This window comes from Vibrio sp. vnigr-6D03, from assembly GCF_002835515.1.
Lineage (GTDB): Bacteria > Pseudomonadota > Gammaproteobacteria > Enterobacterales > Vibrionaceae > Vibrio > Vibrio penaeicida.
Genome location: NZ_PIZL01000025.1, coordinates 41,421 through 67,715, shown reverse-complemented (window position 1 = coordinate 67,715; position 26,295 = coordinate 41,421). Strand labels below are relative to the sequence as shown.

The 26,295-nt window shown below is 44.0% G+C and carries 22 protein-coding genes and 5 tRNA genes; 20 read left to right on the top strand and 7 right to left on the bottom strand.

Annotated features, from left to right (window positions below):
* The first annotated feature begins 103 nt into the window (after positions 1 to 103).
* Positions 104 to 194, top strand: a tRNA-Ser gene (locus CW749_RS20565).
* 411 nt (positions 195 to 605) lie between these two features.
* Here CW749_RS20565 and pssA read toward each other — a convergent pair.
* Both pssA and CW749_RS20555 read right to left on the bottom strand, forming a co-directional pair.
* Positions 606 to 1,946, bottom strand: a complete 1,341-nt coding sequence (gene pssA, locus CW749_RS20560) for a CDP-diacylglycerol--serine O-phosphatidyltransferase (RefSeq protein ID WP_101114267.1) — start codon at positions 1,944 to 1,946, stop codon at positions 606 to 608.
* Between the two features lie 101 nt (positions 1,947 to 2,047).
* The gene (locus tag CW749_RS20555; RefSeq protein ID WP_101114266.1) at positions 2,048 to 2,473 is read right to left on the bottom strand and encodes a GNAT family N-acetyltransferase; all 426 of its coding nucleotides are present in this window, start codon (positions 2,471 to 2,473) and stop codon (positions 2,048 to 2,050) included.
* A gap of 66 nt (positions 2,474 to 2,539) precedes the next feature.
* Between CW749_RS20555 and murB the strand changes: the two genes are divergently transcribed.
* Positions 2,540 to 3,583 (top strand): UDP-N-acetylmuramate dehydrogenase, encoded by a 1,044-nt coding sequence (gene murB / locus CW749_RS20550; protein ID WP_101114271.1) that lies wholly within the window; start codon positions 2,540 to 2,542, stop codon positions 3,581 to 3,583.
* Positions 3,583 to 4,545: a bifunctional biotin--[acetyl-CoA-carboxylase] ligase/biotin operon repressor BirA gene (gene birA, locus CW749_RS20545; RefSeq protein WP_101114265.1), complete on the top strand. Its 963-nt coding sequence runs from the start codon at positions 3,583 to 3,585 to the stop codon at positions 4,543 to 4,545. The genes murB and birA overlap by 1 nt, the downstream gene beginning before the upstream one ends.
* 5 nt (positions 4,546 to 4,550) lie before the next feature.
* Here birA and coaA read toward each other — a convergent pair whose 3' ends face one another.
* Positions 4,551 to 5,474 (bottom strand): type I pantothenate kinase, encoded by a 924-nt coding sequence (gene coaA / locus CW749_RS20540; RefSeq protein WP_101114264.1) that lies wholly within the window; start codon positions 5,472 to 5,474, stop codon positions 4,551 to 4,553.
* Positions 5,475 to 5,686: 212 nt separating this feature from the next.
* On the opposite strand from coaA, the gene CW749_RS20535 reads away from it, so the two are divergent.
* The 13 genes from CW749_RS20535 (at position 5,687) to rpoC (ending at position 19,609) form a co-directional block, all read left to right on the top strand.
* A tRNA-Thr gene (locus CW749_RS20535) sits at positions 5,687 to 5,762 on the top strand.
* 47 nt (positions 5,763 to 5,809) lie between these two features.
* Positions 5,810 to 5,894, top strand: a tRNA-Tyr gene (locus CW749_RS20530).
* Between the two features lie 36 nt (positions 5,895 to 5,930).
* Positions 5,931 to 6,005, top strand: a tRNA-Gly gene (locus CW749_RS20525).
* A gap of 13 nt (positions 6,006 to 6,018) precedes the next feature.
* Positions 6,019 to 6,094, top strand: a tRNA-Thr gene (locus CW749_RS20520).
* Positions 6,095 to 6,190: 96 nt separating this feature from the next.
* Complete coding sequence (gene tuf, locus CW749_RS20515) at positions 6,191 to 7,375, top strand: elongation factor Tu (protein WP_101114263.1); 1,185 nt, start codon at positions 6,191 to 6,193, stop codon at positions 7,373 to 7,375.
* 224 nt (positions 7,376 to 7,599) lie between these two features.
* On the top strand, positions 7,600 to 8,001 hold the full coding sequence (gene secE / locus CW749_RS20510; protein ID WP_101114262.1) for a preprotein translocase subunit SecE: 402 nt from the start codon (positions 7,600 to 7,602) through the stop codon (positions 7,999 to 8,001).
* A gap of 12 nt (positions 8,002 to 8,013) precedes the next feature.
* Entirely contained in the window at positions 8,014 to 8,562 is a 549-nt protein-coding gene (nusG, locus tag CW749_RS20505) for a transcription termination/antitermination protein NusG (protein ID WP_101114261.1), read from the top strand.
* Between the two features lie 144 nt (positions 8,563 to 8,706).
* A complete protein-coding gene (gene rplK, locus CW749_RS20500) occupies positions 8,707 to 9,135 on the top strand; it encodes a 50S ribosomal protein L11 (RefSeq protein ID WP_101114260.1) in 429 nt (142 codons plus the stop codon).
* A 4-nt stretch (positions 9,136 to 9,139) separates the two neighbouring features.
* A complete protein-coding gene (rplA, locus tag CW749_RS20495; protein ID WP_101114259.1) occupies positions 9,140 to 9,844 on the top strand; it encodes a 50S ribosomal protein L1 in 705 nt (234 codons plus the stop codon).
* 265 nt (positions 9,845 to 10,109) lie between these two features.
* Entirely contained in the window at positions 10,110 to 10,601 is a 492-nt protein-coding gene (gene rplJ / locus CW749_RS20490) for a 50S ribosomal protein L10 (protein WP_101114258.1), read from the top strand.
* A 57-nt stretch (positions 10,602 to 10,658) separates the two neighbouring features.
* Positions 10,659 to 11,027: a 50S ribosomal protein L7/L12 gene (gene rplL / locus CW749_RS20485; protein ID WP_101114257.1), complete on the top strand. Its 369-nt coding sequence runs from the start codon at positions 10,659 to 10,661 to the stop codon at positions 11,025 to 11,027.
* Between the two features lie 249 nt (positions 11,028 to 11,276).
* Complete coding sequence (gene rpoB / locus CW749_RS20480) at positions 11,277 to 15,305, top strand: DNA-directed RNA polymerase subunit beta (RefSeq protein WP_101114256.1); 4,029 nt, start codon at positions 11,277 to 11,279, stop codon at positions 15,303 to 15,305.
* Positions 15,306 to 15,412: 107 nt separating this feature from the next.
* Positions 15,413 to 19,609, top strand: a complete 4,197-nt coding sequence (rpoC, locus tag CW749_RS20475) for a DNA-directed RNA polymerase subunit beta' (protein WP_101114255.1) — start codon at positions 15,413 to 15,415, stop codon at positions 19,607 to 19,609.
* A 110-nt stretch (positions 19,610 to 19,719) separates the two neighbouring features.
* Here the strand turns inward: rpoC and rsd are convergent, their stop codons facing one another.
* Complete coding sequence (gene rsd, locus CW749_RS20470) at positions 19,720 to 20,211, bottom strand: sigma D regulator (RefSeq protein ID WP_101114254.1); 492 nt, start codon at positions 20,209 to 20,211, stop codon at positions 19,720 to 19,722.
* A gap of 182 nt (positions 20,212 to 20,393) precedes the next feature.
* Between rsd and nudC the strand changes: the two genes are divergently transcribed.
* Both nudC and hemE read left to right on the top strand, forming a co-directional pair.
* Positions 20,394 to 21,152 carry an NAD(+) diphosphatase gene (nudC, locus tag CW749_RS20465; RefSeq protein ID WP_101114252.1) on the top strand — a complete coding sequence of 253 codons (759 nt, stop codon included), beginning with the start codon at positions 20,394 to 20,396 and terminating at the stop codon, positions 21,150 to 21,152.
* Positions 21,153 to 21,411: 259 nt separating this feature from the next.
* Positions 21,412 to 22,479, top strand: coding sequence for a uroporphyrinogen decarboxylase (hemE, locus tag CW749_RS20460; RefSeq protein WP_101114250.1), 1,068 nt, complete (start codon positions 21,412 to 21,414; stop codon positions 22,477 to 22,479).
* A 225-nt stretch (positions 22,480 to 22,704) separates the two neighbouring features.
* On the opposite strand, the gene CW749_RS20455 is transcribed toward hemE, so the two are convergent.
* Both CW749_RS20455 and CW749_RS20450 read right to left on the bottom strand, forming a co-directional pair.
* Positions 22,705 to 23,280: a uracil-DNA glycosylase family protein gene (locus CW749_RS20455; protein ID WP_101114248.1), complete on the bottom strand. Its 576-nt coding sequence runs from the start codon at positions 23,278 to 23,280 to the stop codon at positions 22,705 to 22,707.
* A gap of 3 nt (positions 23,281 to 23,283) precedes the next feature.
* Positions 23,284 to 24,210: a D-2-hydroxyacid dehydrogenase gene (locus CW749_RS20450; RefSeq protein ID WP_101114246.1), complete on the bottom strand. Its 927-nt coding sequence runs from the start codon at positions 24,208 to 24,210 to the stop codon at positions 23,284 to 23,286.
* Between the two features lie 70 nt (positions 24,211 to 24,280).
* On the opposite strand from CW749_RS20450, the gene CW749_RS20445 reads away from it, so the two are divergent.
* Entirely contained in the window at positions 24,281 to 24,877 is a 597-nt protein-coding gene (locus tag CW749_RS20445; protein ID WP_101114245.1) for a DUF416 family protein, read from the top strand.
* Positions 24,878 to 24,914: 37 nt separating this feature from the next.
* Here CW749_RS20445 and CW749_RS20440 read toward each other — a convergent pair whose 3' ends face one another.
* A complete protein-coding gene (locus CW749_RS20440; RefSeq protein ID WP_101114243.1) occupies positions 24,915 to 25,244 on the bottom strand; it encodes a hypothetical protein in 330 nt (109 codons plus the stop codon).
* Positions 25,245 to 25,347: 103 nt separating this feature from the next.
* On the opposite strand from CW749_RS20440, the gene CW749_RS20435 reads away from it, so the two are divergent.
* On the top strand, positions 25,348 to 26,235 hold the full coding sequence (locus CW749_RS20435) for a LysR family transcriptional regulator (protein ID WP_101114270.1): 888 nt from the start codon (positions 25,348 to 25,350) through the stop codon (positions 26,233 to 26,235).
* Positions 26,236 to 26,295: the final 60 nt, after the last annotated feature.

Here is a 26,295-nt window from a genome sequence, read left to right as displayed (position 1 = left end):
GGACATCGCCAGGCTTTAAATATCGCTTTCAATTATTGATAATTTGAAGGCTAAACTAAAAATTAGCATTTTACTGTAAGACTAAGTTTTAGTGACAATTTGTGGAGAGATGGCTGAGTGGTTGAAAGCACCGGTCTTGAAAACCGGCATACGTTAATAGCGTATCTAGGGTTCAAATCCCTATCTCTCCGCCACTATTAAAAAACCCGCTGATATATCAGCGGGTTTTTTGCATTTTATCTACTGAATTCTATTTCCAGTCTATGCCATTCTCTAGTACACATTTTGGCTATGCGATCGGGAGCATCAAGAACAAGCCTATTCAATCTGCTGTTATTTACTACTCTTGAATGAGTTTTATGTTTAGCTCGTAGGTAGGTGAGTCGTAGTGTTCCACTATCTAGCTTATGGTTTATTAAAACCAAATATCGATCTTATCAGAGCTTCCTATAGTCTTTTCATCCGTGATAGTTAATCTTAACTAGAGCATTGTTTTATTTAGAACGTATGAATCTCAATTCGAAGTGACTTCTAGCGGGGATAAACGATTTATAGGCAAAGAAAAGCCCAGCGAGTGCTGGGCTTTCTATTATTCAATTCGATTTTTAAAGTATTTGCTTAAGAATTTTATCTACACTGACTCGAGTAATTTTTCGAATGAGCTTTTGGACCTCTAGTGGGTAATTTTCTACCTTATCTAATTGCCTGTAGGTGCAAATAAGTTCTGTGTGCTGCAGGATGTTTTCTACTTCCTTCTCAAACTTCTCAGTCAGATGATTATAGTGATCTTGTATAAGGATCGCGTTTTCTAAATCTAACTTCCAAGCCCTAGGGTTAAGGTTGTTACCTGTGATAAGCATGTACCTTTTATCGACCCATATGCCTTTTAGGTGGTAGCTATTTGAATCATGCTTCCAAACTCTGATATTGAGCATCCGGCTAGCAATATTGGCTTCATTGACTTTCGCAAAGCGCCTTAAGTTCATTTCATATAAATAAGGTAGCCCTGCGATTGTCTTGAATTCCTTTTCCGGTGGGATATAGAAATCATTGGCAGTTTTATCACCAACTACAATCGTGACTTTTACACCACGATTTAGTGCTTTTTTAATCTGCCTAGCTAGGCTTTTAGGGAAATTAAAATAAGGTGTACAAATAAAGACTTCATCTTTTGCTAGAGCTACTAAATGGTTGATGCTCTGATTAAGTCTATTACGTCGCTTTCCTACGCCAACCAGAGGCGTCACAGCTACCTGTTCAGAACCCACATTCTGATGATCAAATTTATATTGGCTCTGCGCCAAAGATGATCTAAGTTGTCGAATTGCTGGTTTAATTGACTTTGTGTTGGGTTTGCTATTACATGCCAGATTGTTGACCGCTGGATGCTGAATCATCGATTGTTCGATGTAATCCGTCATACAGTTGGCTAAGTATTCATTATGAAAGACATGGTAGCGATCAAAGCGATACTTATCATTAAAATTGAGGTAGATGTTGTTTAGACTGGCTCCGCTATATATCACAGAATCATCGATAACAAAGCCTTTTAGGTGAAGAACCCCAAAGACTTCACGTCCTCGGACTGGGACACCATATACAGGAATAGGCTGTTCATATTGCTCTGAAAACTTCTTATATAGAGCTGCGTTACCCTCGGATGCTTCCGCACCAATCAGCCCCCTTTGAGCTCGATGCCAATCTACACAGATCTTAATGTCTAAATCTGGTTTCTTTTGTTTTGCCTCGTAAAGAGCAGTCAACACTTCCCTACCGGCGTCATCATCTTCTAGATAAAGTGCAACAATGTAGATTCGATGAGTTGCTTGCTTAATCGCACTAAGCAGGTGTTCACGAAACGATTTTGCAGAATACAGAACCTCAAAAGAATCTGGATTTTGCGCAATTGTTGGAAGTGTCTTAAGGAGATTCCTGGTTGCGATCATGTTAGAGGCTTTACCTTCTTTATATGATTGACGGCTAATCGTTCATTTTACCAAAAGTCGGACCACATTGACTAGATAACTCAAACATATGCGGAATAATCTTATACAAAGTATTTCATCGCGTTTAATTTTTTGCCACTACGGAGATATCGGATAAACAAATTCCTTAACCCATTAGGTAGGTCTTCTATTTCGACAGTTCTAAATCCATGCGAATGATAAAAACTTTTCAAATGCTCATAAGCAAAGCAGAAATCACCTTCTTGTAAAATGTCACCTTGACAGAAAACTAATAAGTTGTGACCTAAGCCTTTATTTTGATGCTCTTTTGCAACTAGCATACCTGTCAATAGACGACTGTCTTCAATAGTTCGAAATCGTACAGTAGATACTAAGGTTCCATTAAGATATCCGCCCAGAATTAGCTCATCTGATTTGGGTTTTGCGGAAGGATAATACTGTTTATAAAAGCGCTTCACCAAAGGCAAAAGGATTGGGTCGAGTATTTTGACTTCAAGCTTACTCATTCGTCACTGCGCTCGCTAAATAGTTGAGGTAATATGCTCTTTAGTGAAATTCTAACTCCAAATATTATGCAGATATACAAAAACAATAGTTTGAAGCCCTTTCATACCTTTGGTATTGATGTCCAATGTCGTCATATGGCTGTTATTGAATCAATAGAAGACCTTAGAGACGTCTACAATAAACCAGAATGGAATGAGTTGCCGAAGTTGATGTTAGGTAAAGGCAGTAACGTGTTATTCATACAAGACTTCCAGGGTGTGGTGATGCTCAATGGGTTAAAAGGAAAGTCTGTCACTGAATCAGATACTCATTTTCATCTGAGTGTTCAAGGTGGAGAAGATTGGCCTGAGTTTGTTGAGTGGACACTTGAAAATGGCTATTTTGGGCTAGAGAATCTCGCTCTTATTCCTGGCTGTGTCGGTTCTGCCCCTATTCAAAATATTGGAGCGTATGGTGTTGAGCTAAAAGATGTATGTGAATACGTTGAAATCTATTGTCTTGAAAGCCAGCAGATCAAGCGTTTGACTAATAATGAGTGCCAATTTGGTTATCGAGATTCGATTTTTAAGCGTGTGCTGAAAAACAAAGCTATTGTAGCTTCGGTTGGTTTTAAACTCCCCAAAAATTGGGCGCCTAAAACAAAATATGGCGCTTTGTCTGATTTGCCAAAAGAAGATCAAACCGCGTTTAATGTTTACGAGCGCGTTTGTGATATTCGCCGTTCTAAACTTCCAGACCCTTGTAAACAAGGAAATGCAGGTAGCTTTTTCAAGAACCCCGTGATTTCTCAAGATCAGTTCGATCGTCTAGAAAGACAATACCCAGATATCGTAGGTTACCCAACTAAAGAGGGGGTTAAGTTAGCTGCAGGATGGTTGATTGATAAAGCTAACTTAAAAGGTGAGAAAATCGGTGGCGTTATGGTGCATCCAAAACAGGCGTTGGTGTTGGTAAATACTGGAGAAGCCACGTCAAACGAGGTTGTCAGCCTTGCAGCTCTTGTAAAGCAGACAGTATTTAAAAAATATCAGGTAGAGCTGGAGCATGAAGTGCGCTTTATAGGAAGTGTAGGTGAAACGTGTCTTGCGGAATGTCTAAAGGGTAAATAATGAAAGTAGATTCCGTAAAATACGGCATTGTAAAACAACTCGCCGATGGAGAGTTCCATTCGGGTGAAGCCCTTGGTGAGCAGTTTGGCGTTTCTAGGGCTGCAATAAGTAAACATATTAAAAGCATACAAGAGTTAGGGCTTGATGTATTCAGTGTCCAAAGAAAAGGTTATCGATTACCTAGGCCTCTTTCTTTGCTCGATGAAGAAAAATTGGCCAACTCTTCAGGTCAAATGTTAAAAGTGTTTCCTATCATCAATTCAACTAATCAATTCTTGCTGGATTGTGCCGGAGAACTGAATCGTGGTGATGTGTGTTTGGCTGAATACCAGAGCCAAGGTCGAGGTCGACGTGGGAGAGAGTGGGTATCTCCTTTTGGAAGTAATTTGTATTTGTCCATGTATTGGCGACTGGATGCAGGAATTGCTGCAGCAATGGGGCTCAGCCTAGTAGTGGGCGTCGCGGTAGTAGAGGCTTTTGAATCTCTTGGTATTCAAGGTGTAAAGCTTAAATGGCCTAATGATTTGTACTATGAAGACAAAAAGCTAGCCGGTATTCTCGTTGAAATGTCTGGGCAGGCTGGAGCAGCTGCGCATCTAGTGATTGGCATGGGATTAAATATTGCCATGCCAGACAAAACAGAAAACATTACCCAGCCTTGGACTTCATTAGAGCAAATCTTACCTAATGAGAACATTGACAGAAATGCATTGGCTTTAGCTATTATTAACGCCTGGGAGCGCTCTCTAGAAAGCTATGAACTCTATGGTATGGAAGGTTTCGTTGAACGATGGAATCGTTTAGATAATTATCTTGGAAGACCTATCAAATTGATACTAGGACCCAAAGAGCTATATGGAATAGCGAGAGGAATTGATGCGCAGGGCGGTATACTAATTGAAACAGACAAAGGCATTGAAACCTATATTGGGGGAGAAATTTCCCTGAGAGGAATTGAGTAACCGAGCTACTTTCTCAGCAGAACTTTTTCTACCATATGGTTTTGCCCTTTTTGCAAAATGAGCTGTGCGCGCTCACGTGTCGGTAAAATATTCTGCTGTAAATTTTTTCCATTTATGGTTTGCCAAATACTTTGAGCTTTCTCGAGAGCTTCGTTTTTGGTTAGTTTAGTATAATGACCAAAATAAGAACCTGGCTTCGTAAACGCTCCCTGTCGAAATTTCATAAATCGTTCGACATACCACGTTTGAATCATTTCTGGTTGTGCATCCACAAAGAGAGAGAAGTCTAAAAAATCTGAGATAAACACTCTATGAGGATCATGTGGATAATCCATGCCACTTTGGAGTACGTTCAACCCTTCTATAATCAAAACATCTGGTAAATCAACGACTTTTTTATTCGATGTAATGTCGTAAGTAAGGTGTGAATAAACAGGCGCTTTTACATTTCTCTTACATGCTTTTACATCCGAGACAAATTGCACCAATTTTTTCATGTCGTAGGATTCTGGGAATCCTTTCTTCTGCATCAATCCGTTTTCGTTTAGCACCTTGTTAGGATATAAGAACCCGTCAGTAGTAATGAGTTCTACTTTAGGATGATTTTCCCAACGAGAGAGCAGCGCTTTTAGCAATCGAGCAGTTGTACTTTTCCCTACTGCCACACTACCCGCAATGCCAATAACAAAAGGTGGCGCGTGCTCTTTTTGATTTAAGAAGCGATGTAATACAGAATTTCGACTTTGCCTTGCTTCCACATACAAGTTTAACAATCGTGATAGAGGAAGGTAGATATCTACGGCTTCTTTCATTGTGAGACTTTCATTGATGCCCTGGAGTTCTTTCAGATCCTCTTCTGACAACATCATAGGCACCGAATCACGTAGCTCCGACCATTGTTGACGGTTAAAAGACATGTAAGGGCTCATAAAGTACTCAGATATCCATATAAATCAGGGAGAGTGACAATACACTATGCTACGTCACTTGCAAACGATTTGGGCGCCAATTGTTGAGTATGAATCATGAAATCTTGATGGATTTGTGCGCAAATAACCCGAAGTTAAAGGAAATTTGTATTTTTTTTCAATTTTCTATTGCAAGGTACAAAATCATTCAATAGAATTCGCCCCACTCGTGTGCCGACTTAGCTCAGTAGGTAGAGCAACTGACTTGTAATCAGTAGGTCACCAGTTCGACTCCGGTAGTCGGCACCACTTTTTCCCTCTGTGTAATAGAGAGCGAGAAAAAGTTTTAAAAATTTGGAGGGGTTCCCGAGTGGCCAAAGGGAGCAGACTGTAAATCTGCCGGCACTGCCTTCGATGGTTCGAATCCGTCCCCCTCCACCATATTCCTAAAGGAAATAGCTCACAGAGTTACGTGTTGCGGGCATCGTATAATGGCTATTACCTCAGCCTTCCAAGCTGATGATGCGGGTTCGACTCCCGCTGCCCGCTCCAACTCATTTTAAGTGCTGATATAGCTCAGTCGGTAGAGCGCACCCTTGGTAAGGGTGAGGTCGGCGGTTCAAATCCGCCTATCAGCACCAGCTCTTAGTAGTGACCTTCCTTTTTGTAATACAATCACCATTATTTTGGTTACGTGGTCTTAAAGCCACCTAAATCCGTACCTTGAGGGACACCCCATGTCTAAAGAAAAATTTGAACGTACGAAACCGCACGTAAACGTTGGTACTATCGGCCACGTTGACCACGGTAAAACAACTCTAACTGCTGCAATCTGTACTACTCTATCTAAAGTGTACGGCGGTGAAGCGAAAGACTTCGCATCAATCGATAACGCTCCAGAAGAGCGTGAGCGCGGTATCACAATCGCAACTTCTCACGTTGAGTACGACACTCCATCTCGTCACTACGCACACGTAGACTGCCCAGGACACGCCGATTATGTTAAAAACATGATCACAGGTGCTGCGCAAATGGACGGTGGTATCCTAGTTGTAGCTGCGACTGATGGTCCAATGCCTCAAACTCGTGAGCACATCCTACTAGGCCGTCAGGTTGGTATCCCTTACATCATCGTATTCATGAACAAGTGTGACATGGTTGATGATGAAGAGCTTCTAGAGCTAGTAGAAATGGAAGTTCGTGAACTTCTTTCTGAGTACGAATTCCCAGGTGATGACCTACCAGTTATCCAAGGTTCAGCTCTTGGCGCTCTAAACGGCGAGAAGCAGTGGGAAGACAAGATTGTAGAGCTTGCAGAAGCACTAGATTCTTACATCCCAGAGCCAGAGCGTGCTGTAGATCAGCCGTTCCTATTACCAATCGAAGACGTATTCTCTATCCAGGGTCGTGGTACGGTTGTAACGGGTCGTATCGAGCGTGGTATCCTAAACGTAGGTAATGAAGTAGAAATCGTTGGTATCAAAGAAACAACAGTAACTACATGTACTGGTGTTGAGATGTTCCGTAAGCTTCTAGACGAAGGTCGTGCGGGCGAGAACGTTGGTGCACTTCTACGTGGTACTAAGCGTGAAGAAGTTGAGCGTGGTCAAGTACTGGCTGCACCGGGTTCAATCAACCCACACACTAAGTTTGAGTCAGAAGTATACGTTCTGTCTAAAGACGAAGGTGGTCGCCACACTCCATTCTTCAAGGGTTACCGTCCACAGTTCTACTTCCGTACTACGGACGTAACAGGTGACATCACTCTTCCTGAAGGCGTTGAAATGGTAATGCCTGGCGACAACGTTCAAATGACAGTTACTCTAATTGCTCCTATTGCAATGGATGAAGGTCTACGTTTCGCAATCCGTGAAGGTGGTCGTACTGTAGGTGCTGGTGTTGTTGCGAAAATCTTTGAATAAGATTTGACGAACAGCTAGTAAAAAGGGCATCATTTGATGCCCTTTTTCTGCGCTATAAAAAGAGATGAATGACAAGGTTTGTCATTTTCTGCTCAAAGCAAAGAATTTTGTGAAAAAGATCTCATTTTTTTCATGGTATGCGTTGGGTTCCAATGCGATGGAATGTGCCCTGCAACAGCGGGGTTGTTGTCGTCTATATTTAAGACTTGTCACAGGTTGGTTTTATGAAAGCAAATGCTGAAACTCCTGATAGCTCAAATGCAGCAGATACATTAAAGTGGATTGTCGCTGTTATTCTGCTTGCCGCTGCTGTTGTTGGAAACGCTCTTCTTGGTGGTGGTGAAGAGTTTACATTGTATGAGCTGAACGTAGTATTCCGTGCAGCAGGTGCAGTAGCACTCGTCGGTGCTGCATTGGCTGTTATCGCTACAACGGGTAAAGGTAAAGCAGCAATCACTTTTGCAAATGAAGCAAAAGTTGAAGTTCGCAAGGTAGTTTGGCCAACTCGCCAAGAAACCATGCAAACAACATTGATTGTATTAGCAGTTAGTATAGTTATGGCTTTAGCGCTTTGGGGAATCGACGGCATTATGGTTCGTTTGGTTGCTCTAGCGACTGGAGTTTGAGGGTTTTAATACATGAGTGAAGCTCCTAAAAAACGCTGGTATGTGGTTCAAGCCTTCTCTGGATATGAAGGTCGTGTTGCACAATCTCTTCGCGAGCACATTAAGATGCACGATATGGAAGAACTTTTTGGTGAAGTTCTTGTTCCAACAGAAGAAGTTGTGGAAATGCGTGCAGGTCAACGCCGTAAGAGTGAGCGTAAGTTCTTCCCAGGTTATGTCCTAGTTCAGATGATCATGAATGATGAATCATGGCACTTAGTGCGCAGTGTGCCGCGTGTCATGGGCTTCATTGGTGGTACCTCTGATCGTCCTGCTCCAATTTCTGATAAGGAAGCGGATGCAATTCTAAACCGTCTTGAGAAAGCAAGCGAAGCTCCTCGTCCTAAGACGATGTTTGAGGCTGGTGAAGTGGTTCGTGTTAACGAAGGACCATTTGCTGACTTTAATGGAACGGTTGAAGAAGTGGATTACGAGAAAAGCCGTATTAAAGTGTCTGTATCGATCTTTGGTCGTGCAACACCGGTTGAACTCGAGTTTGGTCAAGTCGATAAGCTTGACTAAAAAAACACCTATTTTAGGGTTGTTAAAGGCGCGGATTATGATTATAATTTCGCGCCTTTTTACTTCGAAGGAAGTAGAAAGGTTTTTATCTAACGGGGAGCTTACCAACAGGTCGGCGCTTGAACCCAAAATTTAGGAAATATCATGGCTAAGAAAGTTGAAGCTTATATCAAGCTGCAAGTTGCAGCGGGTATGGCAAACCCAAGTCCACCGGTTGGTCCTGCACTAGGTCAGCATGGTGTGAACATCATGGAATTCTGTAAAGCGTTTAACGCAAAAACAGAATCTGTAGAAAAAGGTCTACCGATCCCAGTTGTTATCGCAGTATACAACGACCGTTCTTTCACTTTTGAAACAAAGACTCCACCAGCAGCAGTTCTTCTTAAGAAAGCGGCGGGTGTTAAGTCGGGTTCTGGTCGTCCAAACACTGAGAAAGTGGGTACAGTTACTGACGCTCAACTTCAAGAGATCGCAGAAACTAAAGCTGCAGACATGACAGGTGCTGACATCGAAGCGATGAAGCGTTCTATCGCAGGTACTGCTCGTTCAATGGGCCTAGTGGTAGAGGGTTAATATTATGGCAAAACTTACTAAGCGTATGCGCGTAATCCGCGAAAAAGTTGACGTAACTAAAGAATACGAAATCAACGAAGCTGTTGCACTTCTTCAAGAACTAGCAACGGCTAAATTTGTTGAGTCTGTAGATGTTGCTGTTAACCTAGGCATCGATGCTCGTAAATCTGATCAGAACGTACGTGGTGCAACTGTACTACCTCACGGTACTGGTCGTGAAATCCGCGTTGCAGTGTTCACTCAAGGTGCAAATGCTGAAGCAGCTAAAGAAGCTGGCGCAGATATCGTAGGTATGGAAGATCTTGCTGAGCAAGTGAAGAAAGGCGAAATGAACTTCGACGTAGTTGTTGCTTCTCCTGATGCAATGCGTGTTGTTGGTCAACTAGGTACTATCCTAGGTCCTCGCGGTCTAATGCCAAACCCTAAAGTTGGTACTGTAACTCCTAACGTTGCTGAAGCAGTTAAAAATGCTAAAGCAGGTCAGGTTCGTTACCGTAACGACAAGAACGGCATCATCCACACGACTATCGGTAAAGCTAACTTCTCTGCTGAGCAACTTCAAGAGAACCTAGAGTCTCTTCTTATTGCTCTTAAGAAAGCTAAGCCATCTTCAGCGAAAGGTACTTTCCTGAAGAAAATCAGCATCTCTACTACAATGGGTGCTGGCGTTTCAGTTGATCAGGCTAGCCTGAACACTCAAACAGCATAATAAATTTGATTAGGCGTGAAATTTATGTATAATTTCGCGCCTAATATTTGTGGTTGGGGCTAAGTTTTTCTTTCGAGAAGACTAAGTCTCCGTCCAAGACCGTAGGCGTTTGCATTAGCAGACTTAATCAAACCTACGTAGACGGTGTCCGAACCTAAAGAAAGCTGACTTTTTAATAGATAGCCTTTCTTCTGGAACTGCACCGTTTTAACTCTCACTTCATTTTGATGTGAGTGGTGTAACGACAACCAGGAGTAAATCCAAGATGGCTTTAAACCTTCAAGACAAACAAGCAATTGTTGCTGAAGTCAACGAAGCTGCCAGTGGTGCACTTTCTGCAGTTGTAGCTGACTCTCGTGGCGTTAACGTTGGCGCAATGACTTCTCTACGTAAACAAGCTCGTGAAGCGGGTGTTTACATGAAAGTCGTGCGTAACACGCTAGCACGTCGTGCGGTTCAGGGTACTGACTATGAGTGTCTTGTAGACACTTTCACTGGTCCTACTCTAATCGCGTTCTCTAACGAGCACCCAGGTGCTGCGGCGCGTCTTTTTAAAGACTTCGCAAAAGAGAACTCTGACTTCGAGATTAAAGCTGCTGCATTTGAAGGCGCAGTAACTGACGCTGAAGTACTAGCAACACTACCAACTTACGACGAAGCAATTGCACGCCTAATGATGTGCATGAAAGAAGCTTCTGCTGGCAAGCTGGTACGTACTATCGCTGCTATCCGCGATCAAAAAGAAGAAGCAGCTTAAGGCTTGCTTTTTACTGGTTGCAAAATAAACTTATTGTTGACTTAAAAGAGAATTGTTATGTCTATTACTAACGAGCAAATCCTAGACGCAGTTGCAGAAATGTCTGTAATGCAAGTTGTTGAGCTTATCGAAGCTATGGAAGAAAAATTCGGCGTTACTGCTGCAGCTGCTGTTGTAGCTGGCGGTGCTGCTGGTGGCGAAGCTGCTGCTGAGCAAACTGAATTTGACGTAATCCTAACTGCTGTTGGCGGTAACAAAGTTGCTGTAATCAAAGCAGTACGTGGCGCTACAGGTCTAGGTCTTAAAGAAGCTAAAGGTCTAGTTGACGGCGCTCCAGCACCTCTGAAAGAAGGTGTTGACAAAGCTGAAGCTGATGCTCTTAAAGCACAACTAGAAGAAGCTGGTGCTTCTGTTGAAGTTAAGTAATTATTACTTAATTTCTTAGCCGAAAGGCTAATGGCTGGTGGTTTATTGACCACCGGCCTTTTTGCGCTGTAGGGTATAGGCGAATTTTCCTGCTGTTTAAGCGCCTTTATCCATGCAAAAAAACGAATCAGCAACCTTGCTAATTCGTTCTACAGTAAACAGTTGTTTAGTCACTGTCCCTTACCCCTCCTTAAGTAACTAGGAACGGGCGGACAGTTTGGGTCACTTATCAGCGAGCTGAGGAACCCCATGGTTTACTCTTATACCGAGAAAAAGCGCATCCGTAAGGACTTTGGTACTCGTCCACAAGTTTTGGACATTCCATACCTGCTATCGATCCAGCTCGATTCGTTCGACAAATTTATCGAACAGGATCCTGAAGGACAATACGGTCTTGAAGCTGCTTTTCGTTCTGTGTTTCCAATTCAGAGCTACAACGGCAATTCTGAGCTGCAATACGTTAGCTACCGTCTTGGTGAGCCAGTTTTTGATGTTAAAGAATGTCAAATTCGCGGCGTCACTTACTCAAAGCCACTACGCGTAAAACTGCGCCTAGTTGTTTTTGATAAAGATGCGCCAGCAGGTACTGTAAAAGACATTAAAGAACAAGAAGTCTACATGGGTGAAATTCCACTCATGACAGACAATGGTACCTTCGTAATTAATGGTACCGAGAGGGTTATCGTATCCCAGCTGCACCGAAGCCCAGGCGTGTTCTTCGACAGCGATAAGGGTAAGACCCACTCATCAGGTAAAGTTTTATACAACGCACGTGTTATCCCTTACCGTGGCTCATGGTTAGACTTTGAGTTCGATCCTAAGGATAACTTGTACGTACGTATCGACCGTCGTCGTAAGCTACCTGCTTCAATCATCCTTCGTGCACTGAGTAAAACGACTGAAGAAATCCTAGATATCTTCTTCGAGAAAGTGAATTTCGAAGTGAAAGACCAAACTCTTCTTATGGAGTTGGTTCCTGATCGTCTACGTGGTGAAACTGCATCATTTGACATTGAAGCGAACGGTAAGACTTATGTCGAGACTGGTCGCCGTGTGACTGCACGTCACATTCGTCAGCTAGAAAAAGACGGCGTTGATTACATCGAAGTTCCTATCGAGTACATCGTAGGTAAAGTATCTTCGAATGATTACATCAACGAAGCCACTGGCGAAATTATTGTTGGTGCAAACCAAGAGATTAGCCTAGAAGCATTGGCTAACTTGTCTCAAGCTGGTCACAAGAAGCTTGAAGTGCTGTTTACAAACGACCTAGACCACGGTCCGTTCATGTCAGATACATTACGTATCGACAGCACAACTGACCGCATCTCTGCATTGGTAGAAATCTACCGCATGATGCGCCCAGGTGAGCCACCGACAAAAGAAGCAGCAGAAGCGCTATTCGAAAGCTTATTCTTCGCGGAAGAACGTTACGACCTATCTACTGTTGGTCGTATGAAGTTCAACAGTTCTATTGAGCGCGAAGACGCTCTAGAGCAAGGCACACTTGATGAAGTTGATATCATCGAAGTGATGAAGAAGCTTATCGCGATCCGTAACGGTAAAGGCGAAGTGGACGATATCGACCACCTTGGCAACCGTCGTATTCGTAGCGTAGGCGAAATGGCAGAAAACCAATTCCGTGTTGGTCTAGTACGTGTAGAGCGTGCGGTTAAAGAGCGTCTAAGTCTAGGCGACCTTGATGCGATCATGCCTCAAGACCTCATCAACGCGAAGCCAATTTCTGCGGCAGTTAAAGAATTCTTTGGTTCTTCACAGCTTTCACAGTTTATGGATCAGAACAACCCTCTTTCAGAAGTAACGCACAAGCGTCGTATTTCTGCATTGGGTCCTGGTGGTTTGACTCGTGAACGTGCTGGTTTCGAAGTGCGAGACGTACACGTAACTCACTACGGTCGTCTATGTCCTATCGAAACGCCTGAAGGTCCAAACATCGGTCTAATCAACTCTCTATCTGCGTTTGCGCGTTGTAATGAGTATGGTTTCCTAGAAACACCATACCGTCGCGTAGTAGATGGGATTGTTACCGATGAAGTAGATTACCTATCTGCTATTCAAGAAGGTCAATTCATCATCGCTCAGGCTAACTCTGGTCTAACAGAGGAAGGCACATTCGTAGAAGAATTGGTTACAGCTCGTCAAAAAGGTGAATCTGGTCTGCACCCACGTGATCAAGTTGATTACATGGACGTTGCGACAAACCAGGTTGTATCTGTGGCGGCATCGCTTATCCCATTCCTAGAGCACGATGATGCAAACCGTGCCTTGATGGGTGCGAACATGCAACGTCAGGCTGTTCCGACTCTGCGTGCTGATAAGCCTCTTGTTGGTACTGGTATCGAGCGTAACGTAGCCGTTGACTCCGGTGTAACAGCAGTTGCTAAGCGTGGCGGTGTTATCCAGTCGGTTGACGCATCACGCATCGTTGTGAAAGTAAATGAAGATGAGTTGGTTCCTGGTGAAGCAGGTATCGACATTTACAACCTGACTAAGTACACGCGTTCTAACCAGAACACATGTATCAACCAGCGTCCAACTGTACTACCGGGTGAACCAGTAGCACGTGGTGACGTTCTTGCTGACGGTCCTTCAACCGACCTTGGTGAGTTGGCACTTGGTCAGAACATGCGTATCGCGTTCATGCCTTGGAACGGTTACAACTTTGAGGATTCCATCCTTGTTTCTGAGCGTGTTGTTCAGGAAGACCGTTTCACGACTATTCACATTCAAGAACTTTCTTGTGTGGCGCGTGACACTAAGCTTGGCTCTGAAGAGATCACAGCTGATATTCCAAACGTAGGTGAATCTGCTCTGTCTAAACTAGACGAGTCAGGTATCGTTTACATCGGTGCTGAAGTGAAGGGTGGCGACATCCTAGTTGGTAAAGTAACGCCTAAAGGTGAAACTCAGCTAACGCCAGAAGAGAAGCTACTACGTGCAATCTTCGGTGAAAAAGCATCTGACGTTAAAGATACATCACTGCGTGTACCAAACTCTGTTTCCGGTACCATCATCGACGTTCAAGTCTTCACTCGCGATGGCGTAGAGAAAGACAAGCGTGCGCTTGAAATCGAACAAATGCAGCTTAAAGAAGCGAAGAAAGATTTGACTGAAGAATTCCAGATTCTGGAAGGCGGTCTTCTTGCTCGTGTTAAAGCCGTATTGATTTCTGGTGGTTACTCTGAAGCGAAGCTAGACACAATCGATCGTAAGAAGTGGCTTGAGCAGTCCCTTGATGATGAAAATCTTCAAGCGCAGCTAGAGCAACTTGCTGAGCAGTGGGACGAGCTGAAAGCAGACTTCGATAAGAAATTTGAAACCAAGCGTCGCAAGATCACTCAAGGTGATGATCTAGCACCTGGCGTTCTTAAGATTGTTAAGGTTTACCTAGCGGTTAAACGCCGTATTCAGCCTGGTGACAAGATGGCTGGTCGTCACGGTAACAAGGGTGTTATCTCTAAGATCAACCCTGTTGAAGACATGCCTTACGATGAAAAAGGCGAGCCAGTAGACATCGTGCTTAACCCACTGGGTGTACCGTCTCGTATGAACATCGGTCAGATCCTTGAAGTTCATATGGGTCTTGCTGCGAAAGGTATTGGCGACAAGATCAACCAGATGCTGAAAGAACAGCAAGAACTGCATAAGTTCCGTAACTTCCTACAAGAAGTATACGATCTGGGCGACACACGCCAGAAAGTCGATGTTGCGGCGTTAAGCGATGAAGAAGTACGTACTTTGATACAGAACCTTCGTGGTGGTCTACCAATTGCGACTCCAATCTTCGATGGTGCTCCAGAAGCATCGATCAAAGAGCTATTGAAGTTGGGTGACTTGCCTGAATCTGGTCAGCTGCGTCTGTTTGATGGTCGTACTGGTGATGAGTTTGAGCGTCCTGTAACTGTTGGTTACATGTACATGCTGAAACTGAACCACTTGGTTGATGACAAGATGCACGCACGTTCAACCGGTTCTTACAGCCTAGTAACTCAGCAACCACTTGGTGGTAAAGCTCAGTTCGGTGGTCAGCGTTTCGGTGAGATGGAAGTATGGGCACTTGAAGCATACGGTGCTGCTTACACTCTACAAGAAATGCTAACGGTGAAATCGGATGATGTGAATGGTCGTACGAAGATGTATAAGAACATCGTAGACGGCAACCACAGCATGGAACCTGGTATGCCAGAATCGTTCAACGTATTGTTGAAAGAGATTCGCTCGCTAGGTATCAACATCGAGCTAGAAGACGAAGAGTAATCTCTTTCCCTCTTAATGAATCATTAAGAGGTAAGGAAAGTGATTATTTGGTAGAAGGTGCTCACTTTTGCGGGTGAGTTCCTTTTAACTCCTTACAGGAGCTGATTGTGAAAGACTTATTAAACTTTCTAAAAGCACAGCATAAGACCGAAGAATTTGATGCAATCAAAATCGGTCTATCTTCACCAGACATGATTCGTTCATGGTCTTTTGGTGAAGTAAAAAAACCTGAAACGATCAACTATCGTACGTTCAAGCCTGAGCGCGATGGTCTGTTCTGTGCGCGTATTTTTGGTCCAGTTAAAGACTACGAATGTCTTTGTGGTAAATACAAGCGCCTGAAGCACCGTGGTGTAATTTGTGAGAAGTGTGGCGTTGAAGTTACACAAACTAAAGTTCGCCGTGATCGTATGGGTCACATCGAATTGGCTTCTCCTGTTGCCCATATCTGGTTCTTAAAATCACTGCCGTCTCGTATCGGTTTGTTGATGGATATCCCGCTGCGTGATATCGAACGCGTACTTTACTTTGAAATGTACGTCGTAACAGAACCAGGCATGACTGATCTAGAAAAAGGTCAGATGCTAACAGAAGAAGAATACCTAGACCGCTTGGAAGAGTGGGGCGATGAATTCACTGCTAAGATGGGTGCTGAAGCGATCAAAGATCTGCTAAGTACAATGGATCTTGGTCGTGAAGCTGAGCAAATGCGCGAAGAGCTAGAAACAACTAACTCTGAAACCAAGCGTAAGAAGGTAACTAAGCGTCTGAAAATCGTTGAAGCGTTTATTCAATCGGGTAACAACCCAGAGTGGATGATCCTAACGGTTCTTCCTGTGCTTCCGCCAGATCTACGTCCTCTAGTTCCACTAGATGGTGGTCGCTTTGCGACGTCTGATCTGAATGACCTTTACCGTCGTGTAATTAACCGTAACAACCGTTTGAAGCGTCTTCTAGAGCTAGCGGCTCCAGACATCATCGTACGTAACGAAAAGCGTATGCTGCAAGAGTCTGTTGATGCCCTTCTAGATAACGGTCGTCGCGGTCGTGCGATCACTGGTTCTAACAAGCGTCCTCTGAAATCTCTTGCTGATATGATCAAGGGTAAACAAGGTCGTTTCCGTCAGAACCTTCTAGGTAAACGTGTAGATTACTCTGGTCGTTCTGTAATCACAGTTGGTCCATACCTACGTTTGCATCAGTGTGGTCTTCCTAAGAAGATGGCACTTGAACTATTCAAACCATTTATCTACAGCAAGCTAGAAACTCGTGGCATGGCGACGACAATCAAAGCAGCTAAGAAGATGGTAGAGCGCGAAGAAGCGATCGTTTGGGATATCCTAGACGAAGTTATCCGCGAACACCCAGTACTGCTTAACCGTGCACCAACACTTCACCGTCTTGGTATCCAGGCGTTTGAACCAGTACTTATCGAAGGTAAAGCGATTCAGCTTCACCCACTAGTGTGTGCGGCATACAACGCCGACTTCGATGGTGACCAGATGGCGGTACACGTACCTCTAACTCTGGAAGCGCAGCTTGAAGCACGTACACTGATGATGTCGACGAATAACATTCTGTCGCCAGCGTCAGGTGATCCGATCATCGTACCTTCTCAGGACGTTGTATTGGGTCTTTACTACATGACTCGTGACAAGATCAACGCAAAAGGCGAGGGCATGTACCTTGCTGGTCCTGAGGAAGCTGAAAAAGCATACCGCACGGACTCTGTTGAGCTTCACACTCGCGTAAAAGTACGTATTACTGAAACTGTTGTTGATGAAGACGGCAACAGCACAACGAATACTGGTTTAGTTGATACCACTATCGGTCGTGCAATGCTTTGGCAAATCGTGCCATCAGGTCTTCCATTCAGCCTAGTGAACCAAAAGCTTGGTAAGAAGCAAATCTCAACGCTTCTTAACGAGGCTTACCGTAAGCTTGGCTTGAAAGACACAGTTATCTTCGCTGACCAAATCATGTACACAGGTTTTGCTTATGCGGCAATGTCTGGTGTATCTGTTGGTATCGACGACATGGTTGTACCAGACGCGAAGTACACTGAAATTTCTGACGCAGAAGAAGAAGTTCGCGAAATTCAAGAGCAGTTCCAATCTGGTCTTGTTACTGCGGGTGAGCGATACAACAAAGTTATCGATATCTGGGCGTCTACGAACGACCGCGTTGCGAAAGCAATGATGGATAACCTGTCTTCTGAAACAGTTATTAACCGTGACGGTGAAGAAGAGCAGCAAGAATCGTTCAACAGCATCTACATGATGGCCGACTCCGGTGCTCGTGGTTCTGCAGCGCAGATTCGTCAGCTTGCCGGTATGCGTGGTCTGATGGCACGTCCGGATGGTTCAATCATCGAGACGCCAATCACCGCGAACTTTAAAGAAGGTCTGAACGTACTTCAGTACTTTATCTCTACTCACGGTGCTCGTAAGGGTCTTGCGGATACCGCACTTAAGACAGCGAACTCCGGTTACTTGACGCGTCGTCTAGTAGACGTTGCTCAGGATGTCGTAGTGCACGAACACGATTGTGGCACTCACGAAGGTATCGACATGATGCCTCACATCGAGGGTGGTGACGTTAAAGTAGCATTGACAGAGCTTGCGCTTGGTCGTGTTGTTGCTGAAGACATCGTGAAGCCAGGTACAGAAGACGTATTGATCCCACGTAATACTCTGATTGATGAGAAGTGGTGTCAGATTATCGACGAAAACTCTGTTGATAAGATGAAAGTACGTTCTGTAGTAACGTGTGATTCTGACTTCGGTTGTTGTGCACAGTGTTACGGTCGTGACCTAGCACGTGGTCACCTAGTTAACCAAGGTGAAGCAGTTGGTGTTATCGCTGCTCAGTCTATCGGTGAGCCGGGTACACAGCTTACGATGCGTACGTTCCACATCGGTGGTGCGGCTTCGACAGCAGCAGCTGAGAACAGCATCCAAGCGAAGAACAAAGGTTCTATCAAGCTTCACAACGCGAAGTTTGTAACCAACAAAGACGATAAGCTAGTGATTACTTCTCGTGCTTCAGAACTTACCATCATTGATGAGTTCGGTCGTACAAAAGAGAAGCACAAACTGCCTTACGGTTCCATCTTAAGTAAGAAAGACAATGACCCAGTAGATGCAGGCGAAACGGTTGCTAACTGGGAAGCGCACACCATGCCAATCATCACTGAAGTGGCAGGTCGTATCCAGTTTGTGGACATGATCGACGGTGTAACTGTTTCTCGTCAAACCGACGATCTAACAGGTCTTTCTTCAAGTGAAGTAACCGATGCAGCGGCTCGTCCATCTGCTGGTAAAGATATGCGTCCAGCGGTTAAGCTGATTGACGCTGCAGGTAACGATGTAATGATTCCTGGTACAGATATGCCAGCTCACTACTTCCTGCCTGGTAAAGCAATCGTACAACTAGAAGACGGTGCGGAAGTGGGTGTGGGTGACACGCTTTCACGTATTCCTCAGAAATCAAGTGGTAACAAAGATATCACTGGTGGTCTTCCACGAGTTGCTGACCTGTTTGAAGCACGTAAGCCAAAAGAACCTGCAATCCTTGCTGAGCACACAGGTACTGTGAGCTTTGGTAAAGAGACGAAAGGTAAGCGTCGTCTAGTGATCACTCGTGAGGGTGGTGAAGCTTATGAAGAAATGATTCCTAAGCATCGTCAGTTGAACGTGTTTGAAGGTGAGAAGATCGAACGTGGTGATGTTATCGCCGACGGTCCAGAAGCACCGCATGATATTCTACGTCTACGTGGTATCCGTGCAGTAACAGAATACATCGCGAACGAAGTTCAAGAAGTATACCGTCTGCAAGGGGTTAAGATTAACGATAAGCACATTGAGACTATCGTTCGTCAAATGCTACGTAAGTGTACAATCACTCACGCTGGTGACTCTGAGTTCCTACCTGGTGAGCAGGTTGAATACTCTCAGGTTAAGATTGCTAACCGTCAGCTAGAAGCTGAAGGCAAAGAGGTGGTTCGCTATGAGCGCGAGCTTCTTGGTATTACCAAAGCTTCTTTGGCAACAGAATCGTTCATCTCTGCGGCTTCGTTCCAGGAGACAACACGCGTACTAACAGAAGCTGCGGTTTCTGGTAAGCGTGATGACCTTCGTGGCCTGAAAGAGAACGTAATTGTTGGTCGTCTAATCCCTGCTGGTACTGGTTTTGCCTACCATCAGGAGCGTCAAAAGCAACGCGAAGACCAAGGTCCTTCAGCTGAGCAAGCGACAGACAACCTAGCAGCGCTTCTAAACGCGGGTTTCTCTACTGAAGAGTAATCAGCGCTAAGATAAGAAAAAGGCACCGAAAGGTGCCTTTTTTGTATCTGATATATTTCGGTGAAAGGAGCCACTCAACTTAGCTAAGAAATATCGAAGCTAAGGAACAGTTATGCACCTGGAGGTACGGCTAGACTGTCTGCAATCAGCTGAATGAGCTGGTCTTCAACTTCAAAGCGTGTTTCTAGAATTTCCCCAATCAATGACAATTCACTTTCGAGTTCCTTTAACGGATCGTCTTCGCTAACCGTTGCGTACTTGTCGGTGAAATTCAGTAAAGGATCGGTAGTGAGAACGATCTTACCGTAAGTGTCGTTGATTTCATCAGTAGGTGAGTAGCCAGTCGATTTCCAGCGATCCATCACCATATCGTAAATTTTGAAATGACCTTCAGAGATGTAGTCGACCAAATGTTGGCAGAAGTGTTGTAAAACGTCAGGAGAAGGCAGACCAGAAACAGCCGTCCCCTTTGCGGTTTGTGGAGTTGCAAGCTTACAATACTCCACGACCAGCGATTGACGTGTATCCAGCCAGTGATCGATGACTTCGCTGGAGCCACCCCATTGTTCTTGTACTTGTTTGAATTTATTCAGCATGACCATGTCCTCATGATCTGATTACTAGCCAATCAGCAATCTAAGCCTCTGAAACCAGAGGAGTCCATTTAAAATGCAATCTCTTGCTCTATATAGAATTTATAGATCGGATCTTACTGAGCTACAAACTCTGGTAAGAAATTAGATTGCCAGTAAAATGGTTGAACTTCAAGTAAAGAGGGTTAGGCATGCTCAAAAATGAAGAGTCAGTATATTGGTGTGTAGTAGAAGGTAGCGATGTCTGGTTTAAAGATGGGACGCTGCCTTTTGGCAGTGCTAGTTCATTGAATTTAAAGGCTGAGAATGCTCATCAAATCGGATGCTATCAAGGGAAAAAATTGGTTTGGTTAAACCACCAAGATGTGGAGGGCACCCTTGATTTAGTCTCTTTACGTTCATTACTTCATTTGCCAGAAGAACTTTTTTTGCTGATAAGCCGAGCGATTCAATTTGGTCACATGAGTCAAAGTTTGAGATTTTGCCCCCAGTGTGGGGGACGGAACCATTTGAATTGCAATCAACTGGCCATGCAGTGTTCTGATTGTAGGACGTTACATTACCCACGTATATTTCCCTGCATCATCGTTGCGGTTCGAAAAGGGGAGCAGTTGTTACTCGCTCAGCATAATCGTCACAAGGGTAGTATGTATACGGTGATAGCGGGGTTTGTTGAAGTTGGGGAAACGCTAGAGCAGTGTGTCGCACGTGAAGTGGAAGAAGAAACTGGGATTAAAGTATCCAATATAAAATATTTTGGAAGCCAGCCGTGGGCATTTCCGAGCAGTTTAATGATGGGGTTTATTGCTGATTATGCTGGTGGAGAAATCAGAATAGATCGAACGGAGCTGGTGGATGCGCAATGGTTTGATTTTAATCAGTTACCGGAGGTAGCACCTGAAGGCACGATTGCCAAAGCGTTAATCACTCAGGTAATTGAAAGTAAATAAGTTTCTGAGCTTTAAAATAAAAAAAAACCTCCGGTCAGACCGGAGGGGTAAGTAAGATGTCGTTATGAGATACTGAGTATTCATATACCCAGTTATTATAGTTTTCGCTAGCGATCAAATTTGTAACATGCGCTCTCTAATGAATCAATTTCACATTGATTTTTATCGCTAATAACATGATCCAGGTTGCAAAGCCCAGATTTCCATAATGGAGATAAGTGGTAGAATAGCGACTTTCCAACATATTTAAGAAGCCGGAATGACTGAATTAAAAAACGATCGCTACCTGAGAGCTCTTTTAAAAGAGCCTGTCGATTACACGCCTGTCTGGATGATGCGTCAAGCAGGTCGTTATCTTCCTGAATACAAAGCAACTCGCGCTGAAGCAGGGGATTTCATGTCACTTTGCAAGAATGCCGAGCTGGCTTCTGAAGTGACGCTCCAGCCTTTGCGTCGTTTCCCACTTGATGCAGCCATTCTGTTTTCTGACATACTAACTATCCCTGACGCTATGGGTCTCGGGCTTTATTTCGAAACGGGTGAAGGTCCTAAGTTTAGCAGCCCAATCACATGCAAAGCTGATGTTGATAAAATCGGTATCCCTGATCCGGAAGGAGAGCTTCAGTATGTCATGAATGCTGTGCGCCAAATTCGCAAAGATCTCCAAGGTGAAGTGCCTCTGATTGGCTTTTCTGGTAGCCCTTGGACACTGGCTACGTATATGGTGGAAGGGGGAAGTTCAAAAGCTTTCACCAAAATTAAAAAGATGATGTACGCAGAACCGCAAACACTTCATTTACTGCTAGATAAGCTGGCTGATAGCGTTGTTGAGTACTTGAATGCCCAAATCAAGGCTGGTGCTCAGTCTGTGATGGTATTTGATACTTGGGGCGGTGTACTGACACCTCGTGATTACAACGAGTTCTCACTGCGTTACATGCACAAGATTGTGGATGGATTGATACGTGAAAACGATGGTCGACGTGTTCCTGTTACCTTGTTTACTAAGAACGGCGGTATGTGGTTAGAGTCTATCGCAGCGACGGGGTGTGATGCTGTAGGTCTTGATTGGACCATCAATATCGCAGACGCGAAAAAGCGTGTTGGTGATAAAGTCGCGTTTCAGGGCAATATGGACCCTTCAATGCTGTACGCTCAGCCAGATCGAATTCGCCAAGAAGTGGCGACTATTCTGGAAGGCTTTGGCGAGGGTAACACTGGTCATGTCTTTAACCTTGGTCATGGTATTCACCTTGACGTGCCGCCAGAAAACGCTGGTGTGTTTGTTGAAGCTGTACATGAATTGTCTAAGCCATACCATAAGTAACTATTTATTGTATGTAGCAAGCTAATATATTTATCAAGCGCGCATTGCTTAGCAGGCGCGCTTTTTTGTACAGGTCTAAAAGTATTTAGATCATAGTAGGCCAATTGGTAAAATAGCTGCACACATTTATTTTGTTATTTCATTTCAATCTGTTAAGGCTGCATTTTCTTCTTCCGGATCAATGCGTGTAGCTTTTGGGGTGTTTAGATCATTATGATCCAAATACTATAAAGCCTGTAAAACGGTCTGCTGTATGAAAGGGACAACTTCAGCTTCGAACCAAGGGTTTCTTTTGAGCCACAAGGTGTTTCTTGGTGAGGGATGGGGAAGTGGTAAATATTCAGGTGCCCATGTTTGCCAGTCTTTAACGGTGTCTGTTAACGTCTTTGGTCTATCTTGAAGGTAGTACTGTTGAGCGTATTGCCCAATTAGAAGTGTCATTTCAATGTTCGGAAGGTTATCCAAAACGGAAGCATGCCAACGTGGTGCGCACTCTTTTCTTGGTGGAAGATCGCCACTCCTTCCTTTTCCTGGGTAGCATAACCCCATTGGTATGATGGCAATCTTAGATGCGTCGTAGAACACATCTTTGTCTATGTTTAGCCACTTTCTTAATCTATCGCCACTGGGGTCATTCCAGGGGATGGAAGAGTGATGCACTTTTGTTCCAGGAGCTTGACCAATAATGAGTAATCGCGCACTTTCAGAAGCTTGAATAATTGGATTCGCACCAAGAGGCAATTCGGGCTCACATAACTTACATTGTCGAATATCGCTGAGAAGCGCAGTGAGCTCACTCATCGATCAATAACCTTTTTTGAAGTCGACTAAGTTTTGCAGTTTAAACCCGTCATACCATCTTAAGTAGTTTTCTTTGAACTGATCGAAAACTTGATGAGGAAAACTGACGGCAGCAATATGAGGCGTAACGGTGATTTTATCGTGCAGCCAAAATGGTGAGGACTTCGCCAAAGGCTCTTGCTCAAATACATCGAGGAACGCATGAGCGATGTTGCCGTTTTCTATAGCCGGAATTAAATCGTCTTCCACAAGTACATCTCCACGCCCTACGTTAAAGAGTAATGCGTTATCGGCATGTGCTAGCCTAGCGGCATTCAAGTAGCCACGCGTATCTTCTGTTGAAGGGAGGGTGCTGACGATGATATCGGCATCTTTTACGGCAGATCGGAATTCACCGACATGGAAGGTGTATTTAAAAGGAGAAGCCTTTGCTGGGATACCTGTTCGGTTGACACCCCCAGTTTTCATGCCTAATGCGTTACACACTTTAGCAAGATGGCAGCCAATATCACCTGTTCCAAGTATCAATATCGATTTGTCGTCAAGAGATTGATAAGGGTGAGGTTGCCATTGAGACTTCAATTGTTGTTGCTGATAAGTAAATAGGTGGCGGAAATAATTGATCGTGTGCCCAACGACATACTCAGAAATTTGCTGGCCGAAAATACCCTTTACATTGGTAAGATCATAATCTTGTCTGAGACCGCTTGCCACCAAAGCATCCACACCGGCGAAGGTGGATTGCAACCACTCCATTTTGGAAAACTGGTTTAAATCGTGAGCAACCAAAGGAGGATCGGCCAATACAATGTTCGCGAGGCTTTTGTCTTGAGTAATGACAAGGTCGTCTAGCTGTGCGTTGTTGAGCATTGAAGTGTATTCAGCATGATCTTTCGATGCGATGTACAATTTGTTGGTAAAATTATTCATAGGCTTGCTTTTTTCCCTCTGGCGAATCAAGTACACTTCCGCTGTCTTTTCCTACAATCGTTGAGTCACCATGTTACAGAACCCACTCCAGATTCGCCTAGAAAAGTTTGAACCTTGGCAGCAAATTACGTTTATGGCGTCTCTTTGCGAGCGTATGTACCCCAATTATGCGGCTTTTTGCCAGAATACAGAGTTTGCAGAATCTCGTGTCTACAAAGATATTTTAGACAGTGTTTGGGAGATGCTCACGGTTAAAAGCGCAAAAGTAAATTTTGAGCGTCAACTCGAAAAGCTAGAAGAACTTATCCCGTCTACTGATGAGTTTGATTTTTATGGTGTTTACCCTGCGGTTGATGCCTGCATCGCTTTATCAACACTTTTGCATGGCTTGCTGGACAGAGACACGTTGTTTGAATCCATGCTTAAAGTCAGTGAGCAGTCGGTTAATACTGTAGCGCAATTGGAAGAAGCTCAAACTGGTGAAGAAATAACGAACGAAAACCAGAAAGAAAATGAAGCCGTGTGCGCAGAGTGGGATGTGCAGTGGGCAATCTTCCGCCCGTTAAAAGAGACGGAAGAGAGAGATATCGAACTGATAAAGGATTTACGCCAAGAACTGCGTGATGACCCTATCAGCAATATCGGGATAGAACTCGCTCACGACTAAAAAATTAGGCTCCGATTGGAGCCTTTTTTATTTTTTTCTAACTAAACAGCGCCAGTTCTGAAGAGACATGCTGCGGTGTTAAAACTTGAATAGTGACGGATTCAGGCTCGATCAACATCATCAAGTTCGCCAGCGAGCTCTTTTTTGCCATTAATTGGTTTGAGTTGTGTGCATCTTCTGCCGATTTCCAATAATAAAGTTGAAGCCATTTCCCTTCTTCGCTCAACGACAATGTTTCATGGATAAATCCGGGCAAATCTTTCAAATCTTCAAGCATGGATTCAACTGATTGAATCATCGCTTTATCTGTCACATCTTCTTTTGCTTTCCAACTGACAGTTTCGATAACGTAGTGTGGAGTGCTCATTAGGGTGCCTCATGTATGAAAAAACATCGCTATTCTAGTTGTTGTCATTTTGGAAATAATCACCAAAAATGGAATGCATGTGTTTCTGAAATGGAACGAAAAGGTGACAAACTTTAAACATGCGGTGCTATTTCGAAAAGTGGTTGAGTTGGGTTCGATGGCGGGCGCAGCCAAAGCTCTAAATGTGACTCCATCTGTCATAAGCAAACGTGTGGCGGAACTTGAGGATAGTTTAGGCGTACAGTTATTGATTCGAACAACCCGAAAACTTGAAGTGACTGAGGCGGGTGATTATTTTTACCAAACGTTTTGCCAAATAGGTGGGGATTGGGAAGAACTGATAACGGAAGTGGCGAGGTTGGGCGAGCGTCCTGCAGGGCTATTAACTATTGCTGCACCTGCACTTGTTCATTCTAGGGTGTTAATGGGCTCGCTGAATTCGTTTTCGACGCTGTATCCAGATATTTCGTTCGATTTGAAAGGTGTGGATTACGAAGATATCCCCGTCAAGCACGCCGACATATCTCTATCTAGAGGTGTAGAAGCATTAAACTCGGCTATGTTTGTTCGAGTACCTCTGTACTCATACTCTAATCAACTGTTTGCATCTCCTGCTTATTTGTCAAAATTTGGTATTCCCAAAACGCTGGGCGATTTAGAGCAACATCAGTGTCTTGCTTATGGTCAGCATACTCCATCATCAACGTGGGTATTTAAAGGCGGGGAAAGCGTCAGTTTTTCTCCGTACATGTGTTCCGACAATACGGAGATACTGATTCAGGCTGCTATAAATGGGCAGGGGATTATTTATGTACCCGAATTGATTCTGCAAAAAGAGTTAGCTCAGACATGGCTAGTGCGTCTCAATATTCAAGGCAGTGAAAGTAAGTTATTTGAATTTGTCGCCTACTACAGAAAACAGCCCCATCTTCCGCGAAAATGTCGAGTCTTCTTAGATTTTCTAAAGTGCCAAAATGGCAATGGGCAGTAGAGAGCGCGTATCTATAAATAGCTCAAATATAAAAGGCTCCTATGAAGGAGCCTTGATGAG

Coding starts and splice junctions, on each gene's coding strand:
- pssA (WP_101114267.1), bottom strand. CDS start 1,946: ATGATCGCAACCAGGAATCTCCTTAAGACACTTCCAACAATTGCGCAA.
- CW749_RS20555 (WP_101114266.1), bottom strand. CDS start 2,473: ATGAGTAAGCTTGAAGTCAAAATACTCGACCCAATCCTTTTGCCTTTG.
- murB (WP_101114271.1), top strand. CDS start 2,540: ATGCAGATATACAAAAACAATAGTTTGAAGCCCTTTCATACCTTTGGT.
- birA (WP_101114265.1), top strand. CDS start 3,583: ATGAAAGTAGATTCCGTAAAATACGGCATTGTAAAACAACTCGCCGAT.
- coaA (WP_101114264.1), bottom strand. CDS start 5,474: ATGAGCCCTTACATGTCTTTTAACCGTCAACAATGGTCGGAGCTACGT.
- tuf (WP_101114263.1), top strand. CDS start 6,191: ATGTCTAAAGAAAAATTTGAACGTACGAAACCGCACGTAAACGTTGGT.
- secE (WP_101114262.1), top strand. CDS start 7,600: ATGAAAGCAAATGCTGAAACTCCTGATAGCTCAAATGCAGCAGATACA.
- nusG (WP_101114261.1), top strand. CDS start 8,014: ATGAGTGAAGCTCCTAAAAAACGCTGGTATGTGGTTCAAGCCTTCTCT.
- rplK (WP_101114260.1), top strand. CDS start 8,707: ATGGCTAAGAAAGTTGAAGCTTATATCAAGCTGCAAGTTGCAGCGGGT.
- rplA (WP_101114259.1), top strand. CDS start 9,140: ATGGCAAAACTTACTAAGCGTATGCGCGTAATCCGCGAAAAAGTTGAC.
- rplJ (WP_101114258.1), top strand. CDS start 10,110: ATGGCTTTAAACCTTCAAGACAAACAAGCAATTGTTGCTGAAGTCAAC.
- rplL (WP_101114257.1), top strand. CDS start 10,659: ATGTCTATTACTAACGAGCAAATCCTAGACGCAGTTGCAGAAATGTCT.
- rpoB (WP_101114256.1), top strand. CDS start 11,277: ATGGTTTACTCTTATACCGAGAAAAAGCGCATCCGTAAGGACTTTGGT.
- rsd (WP_101114254.1), bottom strand. CDS start 20,211: ATGGTCATGCTGAATAAATTCAAACAAGTACAAGAACAATGGGGTGGC.
- nudC (WP_101114252.1), top strand. CDS start 20,394: ATGCTCAAAAATGAAGAGTCAGTATATTGGTGTGTAGTAGAAGGTAGC.
- hemE (WP_101114250.1), top strand. CDS start 21,412: ATGACTGAATTAAAAAACGATCGCTACCTGAGAGCTCTTTTAAAAGAG.
- CW749_RS20455 (WP_101114248.1), bottom strand. CDS start 23,280: ATGAGTGAGCTCACTGCGCTTCTCAGCGATATTCGACAATGTAAGTTA.
- CW749_RS20450 (WP_101114246.1), bottom strand. CDS start 24,210: ATGAATAATTTTACCAACAAATTGTACATCGCATCGAAAGATCATGCT.
- CW749_RS20445 (WP_101114245.1), top strand. CDS start 24,281: ATGTTACAGAACCCACTCCAGATTCGCCTAGAAAAGTTTGAACCTTGG.
- CW749_RS20440 (WP_101114243.1), bottom strand. CDS start 25,244: ATGAGCACTCCACACTACGTTATCGAAACTGTCAGTTGGAAAGCAAAA.